14 protein-coding genes are annotated in these 10,537 nt (G+C 63.7%); 7 read left to right on the plus strand and 7 right to left on the minus strand.

Features of this window, described 5'->3' with window-relative positions; genetic code table 11:
• Positions 1-148 precede the first annotated feature (148 nt).
• The 7 genes from FLM9_RS00855 to FLM9_RS00885 form a co-directional block, all read right to left on the minus strand.
• Positions 149-388, minus strand: coding sequence for a DUF6737 family protein (locus tag FLM9_RS00855; RefSeq protein ID WP_102135443.1), 240 nt, complete (start codon positions 386-388; stop codon positions 149-151).
• 39 nt (positions 389-427) lie between these two features.
• Positions 428-799: a HEPN domain-containing protein gene (locus FLM9_RS00860; protein WP_074456826.1), complete on the minus strand. Its 372-nt coding sequence runs from the start codon at positions 797-799 to the stop codon at positions 428-430.
• A gap of 175 nt (positions 800-974) precedes the next feature.
• A complete protein-coding gene (locus FLM9_RS00865; protein WP_074456827.1) occupies positions 975-2,189 on the minus strand; it encodes an aldo/keto reductase in 1,215 nt (404 codons plus the stop codon).
• Positions 2,190-2,208: 19 nt separating this feature from the next.
• Positions 2,209-2,901, minus strand: a complete 693-nt coding sequence (gene cobO / locus FLM9_RS00870) for a cob(I)yrinic acid a,c-diamide adenosyltransferase (protein ID WP_074456828.1) — start codon at positions 2,899-2,901, stop codon at positions 2,209-2,211.
• A complete protein-coding gene (locus FLM9_RS00875) occupies positions 2,898-3,548 on the minus strand; it encodes a class I SAM-dependent methyltransferase (RefSeq protein ID WP_074456829.1) in 651 nt (216 codons plus the stop codon). Before FLM9_RS00875 ends, cobO begins: the two co-directional genes overlap by 4 nt.
• Entirely contained in the window at positions 3,545-4,723 is a 1,179-nt protein-coding gene (locus FLM9_RS00880; RefSeq protein WP_438801318.1) for a site-specific integrase, read from the minus strand. Before FLM9_RS00880 ends, FLM9_RS00875 begins: the two co-directional genes overlap by 4 nt.
• Positions 4,724-4,755: 32 nt before the next feature.
• Complete coding sequence (locus FLM9_RS00885) at positions 4,756-5,667, minus strand: DMT family transporter (RefSeq protein WP_074456830.1); 912 nt, start codon at positions 5,665-5,667, stop codon at positions 4,756-4,758.
• Between the two features lie 63 nt (positions 5,668-5,730).
• Here FLM9_RS00885 and sppA point away from each other — a divergent pair, with 63 nt between their 5' ends.
• The 7 genes from sppA to FLM9_RS00920 form a co-directional block, all read left to right on the plus strand.
• Entirely contained in the window at positions 5,731-6,552 is an 822-nt protein-coding gene (sppA, locus tag FLM9_RS00890) for a signal peptide peptidase SppA (protein ID WP_074456831.1), read from the plus strand.
• On the plus strand, positions 6,549-6,932 hold the full coding sequence (gene aroH, locus FLM9_RS00895) for a chorismate mutase (RefSeq protein WP_074456832.1): 384 nt from the start codon (positions 6,549-6,551) through the stop codon (positions 6,930-6,932). The genes sppA and aroH overlap by 4 nt, the downstream gene beginning before the upstream one ends.
• 56 nt (positions 6,933-6,988) lie before the next feature.
• The gene (gene rpmH / locus FLM9_RS00900) at positions 6,989-7,126 is read left to right on the plus strand and encodes a 50S ribosomal protein L34 (RefSeq protein WP_074456833.1); all 138 of its coding nucleotides are present in this window, start codon (positions 6,989-6,991) and stop codon (positions 7,124-7,126) included.
• A 36-nt stretch (positions 7,127-7,162) separates the two neighbouring features.
• Entirely contained in the window at positions 7,163-7,591 is a 429-nt protein-coding gene (rnpA, locus tag FLM9_RS00905; protein ID WP_074456834.1) for a ribonuclease P protein component, read from the plus strand.
• A 40-nt stretch (positions 7,592-7,631) separates the two neighbouring features.
• The gene (locus FLM9_RS00910) at positions 7,632-8,099 is read left to right on the plus strand and encodes a PH domain-containing protein (RefSeq protein ID WP_081340090.1); all 468 of its coding nucleotides are present in this window, start codon (positions 7,632-7,634) and stop codon (positions 8,097-8,099) included.
• Positions 8,100-8,169: 70 nt separating this feature from the next.
• A complete protein-coding gene (gene yidC, locus FLM9_RS00915; protein ID WP_081340089.1) occupies positions 8,170-9,438 on the plus strand; it encodes a membrane protein insertase YidC in 1,269 nt (422 codons plus the stop codon).
• A 19-nt stretch (positions 9,439-9,457) separates the two neighbouring features.
• A partial coding sequence (locus tag FLM9_RS00920) for a Ycf46 family AAA ATPase (protein ID WP_074456835.1) occupies positions 9,458-10,537 on the plus strand: 1,080 nt, incomplete at its 3' end.

The raw sequence follows: 10,537 nt of genomic DNA on the forward strand, positions 1-10,537 counted from the left end.
GCCGGTGGTTGCCCCAGGCCTCTGCCCAGCCATGGGCGTGGCCGCCACAAGAACAGCCAACCACCGAGTTTTGGGGTCTGTTTTTGAGGATGGTCTTGCGGTGAAATCAGCACAGGCGCAAGGGAAAGACACCCAGCGACCATTGCTGTTAAGAAGAGAGGTCACGCCCTTCCGCCCACTGCTCCTCCAGCCCGCTTCCCTGCTCGTCAAACCGGGGGGCCAGCACCAGGAACAGCCACCACCAAGCCACAACGGGACAAGCCAACCCCGCCACAACCCACCAACGCTGCGTGATCCACCAGCCTCCCACCAGGGCGCCAACACCAGTGAGCAGAATGCTCCATGGCTGACACCACCAGGGTTTCTTCCGCCAAAAGCCCGGAGTCACAGGTGCCGGTGCCGCTACAGCCAGTATGGCACATTGGCGCTACGGCACGGTGGAAAGATAGTTCACAAGCTCTTCCGCCCGCATTTCCCAAAAGCGTCGGTTGAGATGTAGGGGGTCCGGATCACTTTCATGACGGCATTGCGCTGCAAATTGGTTAAAGACGATAAACTGGTCAAGTTCACTTATATCCACATTATGTTGATACAAAAGATCAATCAAAGTCTGTAAATCATAAACCGACGGGACCGGCACGCCCAGGCTGACAAGCCAGGCCTTCAGGGATTTCTCAAGGACTTGATGAATCAATAATCCCCAGCTTGCCTCCGACGCATGGGGCTCATGGAGAAACGATGCAGCGACAAGATCCCGTCTTGCGATCCGCAACAGGATGGTTGCTTCGGGTTTGATCACTGGACGCACTCCACGCCACGGCTGTGGGAGTCGGCAAGGCTCCCAGTAGGGGGACGAAGCCTGGAACGGTTGTTCAGGGACAAGCACTTTCATGGTTCACTCCGGCAGTCGGATCTTTTTAGTCTCCTAAACCAATTAAACCTGTGTTGAAGCCTGACCAACAGAGATTCTTTACTCAAGCTGAACTGAGCCGTTGCCCCTTGCTCTGTCCAAACTGGGCCTTGAGTTGGCGCAGGATGGTGAGGATGCGTTCTGTCCAGGGGGAGCGCCGCAGGGCCTGGCGCAGGGATTTCGGGCTGACGCTCTCGTCCAGGCCGTTGGCGTTACAGCCCGGGAACCAGTGGTTATCGCTGCGCATGAGCCCATAGCGGGCTTCCACATAGCTGTCCAGATCCCACCCTGCCCACAGGTTGTAAAGCCAGACCAGGGCCGCCAAGTTCAATTGTCCCGGTGTGTCTTGCCAGGGGGGAAGCCCCTGTCGCCAGGAGCGGATCCACTCAGCGCCAAGGCGCTTCTGTTGCTCCAGTTCAAGCCGCTGGCGGATCGGCGGCAACAACTGTGGTGCATCCTCCAACCGAGCCGCCGCCTGCAGGTGCAACTGCAGATCTCCCGGATGGGCAGCCCCGACGCTGATGGTGTGAACACCAGGTTGCGCCAGACAGAACAGATCGTTGAAGACGATGGGATGGAGGGGCGCACACAACTCCAGCAGGCAGGCTGAAGGGCTGTGCAGATGGCCACCCTTGTCCGTGGGGCTGATGATGAACACCCCCATGTCATGGCGTTGCGCAGCGGTGATGGCCGGTTGGTTGTCCTGGCGAATGTAGTACCAGTGCAGGTTCACGTAATCGAAAGCATCCGTTTCAATGGCCGCCACAATCACCTCGGTGGGGCCATGGGTGGAGAACCCCACGTGCCCGATGCGGCCCTGCCGCTGCCAACGCCGCACCACCTGCAAGCACCCTCCGGGACGGACCGTCTGCTCCAGGTGCTCGGGAAGGTTGATGCCGTGGATGGCCAGAAGATCAACGCGCTGGCAGCCCAGCAGGGCCATGCTCTCTTCCAGCTCCGCCTCAAACTGCCGGGCATCCTGCCGGGGCGGCACCTTGGTCTGCACGATGCGCCGGGGATCCGGCGCAACGGTGAACGCCCGTCCCAGTTGCCGCTCCGAACTGCCGTAGTGGCGTGCTGTTTCAACGTGGTGCATTCCCAGGTCCCTGGTGCGGCGCAGGAGCACCTCCAGGTTGGCCTGGTTGTCGTCCGGGATCTGCCCCCAGTCCAGGTCGCTCCAGCTTTGCTGAAAGCGCATGCCCCCCAGGGAAAGCACGGGCACGTTGAGTCCGGTTCGCCCAAAACGACGGCAGGGGACAGTGAGACTTGGGGTGTTCATCACGACGCTCAGGGCTTCTTCAATACTCAATCCCCGCCTGGGCCTTCACCCCCTGCTCCCGAAAGGGATGGCGCACCATGGTCATCTCCGTCACCAGGTCGGCGGCGGCAATCAGTCCGGGGGGTGCGCCGCGGCCCGTCAGGGCCACATGGGTAAGAGGGGGGCGCTGCTCCAGGCCGGCCAGGACCGCCTCCAGGGAGATGTAGCCCAGTTTCAAGGCCACGTTGATCTCGTCCAGCAGCACCAGCTTGACGGCGGCATCGGGCAAATAGACGCAGGCCTGCCGCCAGGCACGGTTCACCATCTCCCGGTCCCGCTGCCGATCCTGGGTGTTCCAGGTGAAGCCTTCCCCCAGGGCATGCCACCGCAATTGCTCCCCGAACACCGCCAGCGCCTTGGCTTCTCCCGGTGTCCAGGCCCCCTTGATGAACTGCACCACCGCTACCCGCTCCCCGTGGCCCAGGGTGCGCAGCACCAAGCCCAGCCCTGCGGTGGTTTTCCCCTTCCCCTGGCCGGTGAACACCAGCCGCAACCCCTTCTCCAGTTGGCGGGCCTGCACCCGTTGGTACTGCACCTGCTGGCGCCGTTCCATGCGGCGGCGGTAGGCGGCAGTGCCCTGCTCCGGTGCCATGGCGCCACCGGCACCCAGATCCGCCGCGGCGGCATCCAAGGGGTGCTCCTGCTCTTGCGGGACCTGGGGAGATGGCGTCATGGCGCTGGAGCGAGAAAGGGTTTCCGGGCGCTCACCAACTGGAGGGAGCCCATGGCCAGGATTTCACGAATCACGGAGCCATACCCCACCATGGTCAAGTCTGCCGCCAGGTTGGAGGTGAGGAAATCCACGGCGGTGTCCGTCTCGAACAAGCGGACAAACCATTGCTGGGGCCAACCCAGCGGGCCATGGGTGAGGTGCAGGTCCAGGGCCACAAACCAGCCGCCGGGCTGAAGCAGCCCCAATGCCGCCGCCAGCAACTCCAGCCGTGCGGGGCGGGGAAACTCATGGAGCGCCAGGCTGATCTGCACCCCTGCAAACTGCCCCGGCGCCAACGGCGGCTTTTCCGCCAACCCCTGCACTGTCAGCAAGCCCGGATGGGTACGCGCCGCCCGTTCCAGGGCCTGACGGGAGCAGTCCAGCCCCGTGACGCGGAAACCACGCTCCAGCAGAGCAGCACTGGCGGCCCCGCCTCCACAACAGAGATCCAGAACCGCCGCTTGCGGCGGCAGTCGCGGCGCCAACTGTTGTGCGCAGAGATGACGCAACCGCCGGGAACCACCCACCGGCAGGGCGCTGATGCCGGTCACCAGGTCGTAGAACCAGGGATGGCCATAGGCAAAGGTGCGGAGGGGGCGGCGGATCATGGGCTGCCGACGGCATGGCGGCGCGCCAGGGCAGTGTTCACGGCCTGTTGTTGATCACGGTGGGTGATCCAATGGTGATAGGTGCGGGTATGGATGGCCACGGAATGGCCCATCATGCGGGCGGCCACGGTGTCGGGGAGGCCCAGGTGAATGGTGCGCACAGCCCAGGCGTGGCGCAGATCGTAGGGGCTGAAGCCCACCTCGTAGCGGCGGAACTGCTCCATCACCCGCCGCCCCACCTGTTGCAGGGTGACCTGCTCCAGGTCCGTGGTGACGGGTGGTCGCCGCACGTCCGCCAGGGCAAAACGCTCCACCCACTCCGGCAGGAAGGGCCAAACCTGGTGTTCGCCGGTTTTACTGGTGGCCAGGACCCGCACCACAGGGGCGCCGCCCCCATGGAGGGCGGAGCAGTCACAGAAAAATACCTCGTGGTTGCGCAGGCCATAGGTGGCCATCATCCCCAACACCCAACGCCAGGCTGGATTGGGAATCCTGTGCCATGCCGCCATGATCTGCCGGTCGCTGGGGAGTTGGCGATGGCCGGCCCGGTGCAGACCGTAGCCCCCCGAGAGCACCGACCAGTCCTCAGGCAAGGGGATGCCCTCCTGGCGGGCCAGGGCCGCCAACACCGTGCCACACTGCTGGCGGCTGCGGCTGGCCAGTTGGTAGCTCTCCAGGGTGCGCAGGAGCAACTCCCGACCCAGGGGGTGCTGATGCTGCTCCTGTGTCAGCGCCAGCCGCCGCAGATAGGGCCAATAGGCGGTGGCCCAGGTGCTGCGTTGCCCGGCTGGATTGCGGCTGCGCACGGGGTCGGCGTTAAAGGCCTCCTTGAAACGCCGCAAGGCCTGATGGAGCAGCTCGGCGCTCCCCGTTGGTTGTCCGTGGGGCCGTTGGGGGCGATGGCGGGGGGAGAGCCACTGATTCCAGCAGAAGCGGCCACCGGCCAGATCCCCGCAAATCTTGTGCAACTGCTGTACTGCCGCCTCCAGACCCGTGCCATCCGCCTTGAGGCCGAGGCTGAGGCGCTGCACCTGAAACCCCATACCGTCCCGCCGTGGCAGGCGGCCTCGCAATCCCAACCGCTGGCCGCGCCGTTCAATGCGCAGGGGCAATCCACCCGTGCGGAAGCCCTCGTTGAGGATTTGCAGACGCAGATCAAAGGGCGGGGCGTCCACAGGGGCCGGGGCGGACAGCCCATCTTAAGGCTTTAAGGTTTGGGTATCCAGAGCTGTTGGCGGCGGGTAATCAGGGTGACCGCCACCAAGGCCAGTAAAACCCCGATCCACTGGGTTGTCTCCAGGTGTTCATGCTGCACCAGCCAGCCGCAGGCCAGGGCAAACACCGGCGTCAGGAAGGTGAGGGCCGTGAACCCCGTCAGTTCCCTCCGGGTCACGAACCAGAAGAACAGCCCATAACCCAGGGCTGTGCCGCCACCACTGGCGTAGGCCATGAGCCACCAGTCCCGGGCCAGCAAGGTTTGCAGCCCGGAGCCCTGCCACCCACTGATCCCCAGCAGGGGCAAACCACCCAGCAGCAGGTGCCAGGCGGTCACGCTGAGCACGTGGGATTGGCGGGCCGCAAAGCGACAGAGCACGGCGCCACAGGCCATGGCCATGGCGGAACCCAGCAGCAGGGCCACGCCCCTGTTCCAGGACAGGCCGCCCAAAGCTGGCCCTTGCAGCCAAAGGTTCTGTAACAGGGGCTCGGGCAGCCCCAGGCAGGCCACCCCCCCGAGTCCTGTTAACAGACCCAACCAGCCAACGGGATTGATGGCTTCACCGAACACCTGGCGGGCCAGGAGGGCCACCAGCAGGGGCTGGGTATCAATCAACACGGAACCAAGTCCCGGACCTGTGGTCTGCAGGCCGGCGCTGAGCAAGCCCTGGGCACAGCTCACGTCCACAAGGGAGAACAGGGCCAGCCAGCCCCAATCCTCACGGGCCACCATCAGAGAGACGCCCGTCATGGGCAGCACCAGCACCATGGCCATGGCCGCAGGCAAGATGCGCAAACAGGCCACGGTCCAGGGATCCACGTGGCCGAGCACCAGCTTCATGGCCACCATGGAACTGCCCCACAGTGCAAAGGGCAGCACCATGAGCATCCAACGTTGGGGCATGGGGGGTGGAGTGACCGTTAAGAGGATCAAACCGTAGGATCACCCCATCTAAAGGCTTCTGCCATGTCCTGGCTTCGGCCCTGGCGCTATCGCAAACGGCGACAGATCGCCCGCATTGAACTCCGCGGCGCCATCACGGCCAGCACCCGCACCGCTGTTCTCAAGTTGCTGAAGCGGGTCGAGATGTGCGAGTTCCCCGCCCTGTTGCTGCGCATCGATAGCCCTGGGGGCACTGTGGGGGACAGCCAGGAAATTCACCAGGCCGTGCTGCGTCTCCAAGAGCAGCACGGCTGCCAAGTGGTGGCCAGCTACGGCAACATTTCCGCGTCTGGCGGCGTCTATGTGGGGGTTGCCGCCAAAGAGGTGGTGGCCAATCCCGGAACCATCACCGGCAGTATCGGGGTCATCCTGCGGGGCAGCAACATTTCCGAGCTTTTGCAACGCCTGGGGGTACGCTTTGAAACCGTGAAGAGTGGCCCCTACAAGGACATCCTGTCCCCGGATCGGTCCCTCAGCGATGCCGAACGCCAGCTTTTGCAGGATCTGATTGACGCCAGCTATCATCAGTTTGTGGAAGCCGTTGCCCAGGGCCGTGGTCTCGACCCGGACACGGTGAGAACGTTTGCGGACGGGCGGGTGTTCACCGGAGCCCAGGCGAAGGAGTTGGGCCTGGTGGATCACCTGGGGGATGAAGACCTGGCCCGGCGCCGGGCCGCCACCCTGTCGGGACTGGACCCCGATAAGGCGTGCCTGGTCAGGCTTGAGGATCGTCCCAAGGGATGGCGGCGACTCCTGCCCAGTTCCAGCCTGCTGGCTCGCCTGAGTCGAGAACTGGAGTTGGAGCTTCTCCATGGCTCCAGCCCCCTATGGTTGCACCGTCCATGACCGACTCGCCTTTACCCCCTGACCAATTGGTGGCCTGGCGTGGCGCCACCACGGTCAACGAAAACACGGCCTTGGCCATTCACCAGGCCGTGTCGGAACTTCTTGATGCCCTGGTCACCCGCAATCAACTCCAACCCCGTCACCTGATTTCCGTGGTGTTCACGGTGACGGCGGATCTGGATGCCCTGTTTCCAGCCTCCGTGGCGCGACGCCGGCCGGGTTGGGAAGGAATTGCTCTGCTGGACACGCAGCAAATGTATGTACAGGGCAACCTGGGTCGCTGCATCCGCCTCCTGGCCCATGGCTGGTTGCCTGAGGGACAGATTCCAGAGCACCCCTATCTGCACGGGGCCGTGTCCTTGCGGCCGGATCGACAATGAAGACGGCCCATGAAGACGGCAAGGGCATACACTAACCACACGACACCAGCGCCACCATGACTAGACAGACACTTGAAGGAACCAGCCGTAAACGCAAGCGCGTCAGCGGGTTTCGGGTGCGCATGAGATCCCACACCGGCCGCCGCGTCATCCGCAGTCGGCGCAAACGGGGCCGGGCCCGGCTTGCGGTTTGAACAGGCGGTCTGAACAATATTGTGTTATCGGCGGCCATGGTGCTTCCTCGAGACCACCGCCTCAGCGGCACCAGGGTTTTTGACCGTCTCTACAGAACCAGGGCGCGTTTCCATGCCAGCAACTTGACCCTGAGGGTGGGTGTACCGAACCTTCGACATCTCAAGCCCGGCCTCATGGGACCCCGAATCCGGGCTGCCGTGCGGCACAACGGTGCTGCTGTGGACCAGCAGGATCTACGCTTTGCCGTGGTGGTGAGCAGGAAGGTGAGCAAGCGGGCAGTGATCCGCAATCGACTGCGCCGCTTTCTTCATCACGCCTTCATGAAGGACGTTCCCCGGTTGCGGCGCGGCCACTGGCTCCTGCTCAGCCTTAAACCAGGCGCGGCCCAGCGCAGTGAGGATAAATTGCTGCAAGAGTGGAATCAGCTTCTGGGGCGCTCCGGCCTGTGCTGTGACTATGAATAGCAGGGCTCTGCCGCCTTGATCCGCGCCAAAACCCATGCCCATGTCTGAAGAATCATCCGACCAGTCCACAGCGTCAAGCGCCCCTGCTTCACGGCCCGCCAAGGCAGCCGCCACGGAAGAGGTGTTGTACGAGGGTGGCCCCCATCCCATGGATCTGGTGTTTGGCCTCCTGGCTGCCCTCACCGTGGTGGGCATCCCCCTGGCGGTGGGAGCCGTTGTGCGGGCCTTATGGCTCCGTTTCCGCATCACGGACCGGACCATTGCCGTCAAGGGGGGCTTTTGGGGGCGAACTGCAACCACCGTCAGCTTTGGCCAGATCCGGGAGGTGCGTTCGGTGTCCCGTGGCTTTGGTCTCTATGGCGACATGGTGCTAATACTCAAGGGGGGAGGCGCCCTGGAAATGCGGTCTCTGCCCGACTACCGCCGCTGGCGCGATCTTGTCGAAGAGCGCTGCCCAGGCCCCAAGGCCGCAAGCCGCCGCTCCGGCCAAGCCGGTTTCTCCAATTGACGGCGACTCCAGTTGCTTCCATGGGGCACACTGACTCCGCTGGACACTCACCCTCCACTGCTTCACACCTGTGATCGGCTACATCTCCGACAATCTCCTGCTGCCCATCCTGGACTTCTTCTACGGATTGGTGCCCAACTACGGCTTGGCCATCGTCTTCTTAACGGTGGTGATCCGTCTGGCCCTCTTCCCCCTCAGTGCCGGTTCCATTCGCAATGCCCGGCGGATGCGCATTGCCCAGCCCGTGATGAAGCAACGGCAGGAGGACATTCGGGCCAGATACGCCAACGACACCAAGCGACAACAGGAGGAGTTGGGCAAGCTCATGAAGGAGTTTGGCAATCCCCTGGCGGGCTGCTTGCCCCTGCTGGTGCAAATGCCCATCCTGTTTGCCCTCTTCGCTACCCTGCGGGGATCACCTTTTGCCGATGTTGCCTATACGGTCCCTGTGAAGGTGATGTCCTCCGAGGAGATCGTCCAGGAGGAGGCAAAGCCCTTCACCAGCGCCAGCCACTCAATTTTCCTCTCGGAAACAGATCATGTGCCGGTGGTGGCCACCCTCGACCAGGGCAACCACTTGTCCGTTGGGGACATAGCCACGCTCAAGCTGGAAACCCGAGACGGGGAATCCCTGGCGGCAGTGCAGGAGCATACGGACCATGCCGCCGCCATTGCCCCCAGTTGGCAGGTGACCCGGGGTGCGGACGTGGTCCGCGTTGATGAAGCCGGTGAGATCACAGCAGTGGGTCTGGGCAGTGCGACGGTGGAGGGCACGGTGCCCGGCGTGGCCTCTCAAACCGGCTTTTTGTTCATCAAGGCCTTGGGCCATGTGGGCTTTTACGTGGATGGCCAGGTGAATTGGGACATCGCCATCCTGGTGGTGGGCTTTGGGGCCACCTTGTTTGTCTCTCAGATCCTCTCCGGTTGGGGCATGCCTAAAAATCCCCAACAGGACACCACCAACCGGGTGCTGCCTTTCATGATGACCGGCATGTTCCTGTTCTTCCCGCTGCCGGCGGGGGTGTTGCTGTACATGGTGGTGGCCAATGTGCTCCAGGCACTGCAAACTTTCCTCATGACCCGGGAAGCCCTGCCTGAAAACCTGCAAGTGCTCTTGGAGAAGCAACTGGCTGACCAGGCCGCTGATGCCACCTCCGGCACAACCCTTGCGGTGGCGGCAGACGCTGTTGTGGTCAGCAAGGAGGGATTTCGTGGACTCCTGAAGGAGGAGCGCACGGCACAGAACGCCTCCCCGCCCCTGCCGCCGCAGAAACCCGCGGCCAAGCCCGGCAAGACCAGCCGTCGCAAGGGTCAGCGACAGAAGAAATCAAAAACCTAGGGGGAGAGGGGTGCCAGCCATGGGCGTCCAGACCAGCCCTTTGGAGCAATTGGATCTTTTGATCCGGGCGCGCACACCCATCATCTGGGTGCCCACGCAAGAGGAAGAGCGCCTGGAGACCCTGGTGCGCGCCGCGGCGCGGAGGCTCCAGGATCGCTTGGTGATGCGCTGGGATTTCATGGGTGGCCTGGACGCCCCCAGTGACCGTGTTGGCACAGCGGACCGCAATCCCTTGGCCGCTCTTGACGGCCTCTCCACCATGGCCGCGGGACGGGGCGCCATCCTGCTCCTGCTGGACTTTCATCGCTTCCTTGAGGATGCGGCGGTGAACCGGCGCCTGCGGAATCTGGCCAGGGAGTTGCGGCGCCACTCCCATACCGTGATCATCAGCGCTCCCCATCTCAGCCTTCCCCCGGAGTTGGAAACCGCAGTTTCTGTCCTGGAGTTGCCCCTCCCCAGTGGCGACGAGATCCGCGCCCTTCTGGAAGGGATTGCCAACGCCGCCGGCCAGCCCCTCCCCTTTGAGGTGAGCGACGCCCTGAGCCGTTGTTGCACCGGCCTCCCTGAAGAGCGGGTTCGCCAGGTGGCCGCCCGCGCCCTGGCCCAGCGGGGCGCCTTGGGCCTGGCTGACCAGGTTGACATTCTTGAGGAAAAGCGCCAGGCGGTGGGCCGCACAGCGCTGCTGGAGTACTGCAGCACGTCCGCCAGCACCACTGACATCGGCGGGCACGACAAGCTCAAGCACTGGCTGGAACAACGGCGGCTGGCATTTTCTCCAGCAGCACAGGCCTATGGTTTGCCCCATCCCAAAGGGGTTCTGCTGTTGGGGCCCCAGGGCACCGGAAAATCCTTGACGGCTCGAGCAGTGGCCCACAGTTGGGGGATGCCCTTGCTGCGCCTGGACGTGGGGCGCCTCTTTGCCGGTCTGGTGGGCGCCAGCGAAGCCCGAACCCGGGAGATGATTCGCACCACGGAGGCCATGGCCCCCTGTGTGCTGTGGATCGATGAAATCGATAAAGGCTTTGGATCCGACAGTCGCAGTGACGGAGGCGCCAGTCAGCGGGTCCTGGCCACCATGCTCACGTGGATGGCGGAAAAG

The organism is Candidatus Synechococcus spongiarum, from assembly GCF_900047545.1.
Lineage (GTDB): Bacteria > Cyanobacteriota > Cyanobacteriia > PCC-6307 > Cyanobiaceae > Synechococcus_B > Synechococcus_B spongiarum_C.

What these genes read in the sequence shown, in the direction of transcription:
- FLM9_RS00865 (WP_074456827.1), bottom strand. Translation starts at nt 2,189, where the DNA reads ATGAACACCCCAAGTCTCACTGTCCCCTGCCGTCGTTTTGGGCGAACC.
- cobO (WP_074456828.1), bottom strand. Translation starts at nt 2,901, where the DNA reads ATGACGCCATCTCCCCAGGTCCCGCAAGAGCAGGAGCACCCCTTGGAT.
- FLM9_RS00875 (WP_074456829.1), bottom strand. Translation starts at nt 3,548, where the DNA reads ATGATCCGCCGCCCCCTCCGCACCTTTGCCTATGGCCATCCCTGGTTC.
- FLM9_RS00885 (WP_074456830.1), bottom strand. Translation starts at nt 5,667, where the DNA reads ATGCCCCAACGTTGGATGCTCATGGTGCTGCCCTTTGCACTGTGGGGC.
- sppA (WP_074456831.1), top strand. Translation starts at nt 5,731, where the DNA reads ATGTCCTGGCTTCGGCCCTGGCGCTATCGCAAACGGCGACAGATCGCC.
- aroH (WP_074456832.1), top strand. Translation starts at nt 6,549, where the DNA reads ATGACCGACTCGCCTTTACCCCCTGACCAATTGGTGGCCTGGCGTGGC.
- rpmH (WP_074456833.1), top strand. Translation starts at nt 6,989, where the DNA reads ATGACTAGACAGACACTTGAAGGAACCAGCCGTAAACGCAAGCGCGTC.
- rnpA (WP_074456834.1), top strand. Translation starts at nt 7,163, where the DNA reads ATGGTGCTTCCTCGAGACCACCGCCTCAGCGGCACCAGGGTTTTTGAC.
- FLM9_RS00910 (WP_081340090.1), top strand. Translation starts at nt 7,632, where the DNA reads ATGTCTGAAGAATCATCCGACCAGTCCACAGCGTCAAGCGCCCCTGCT.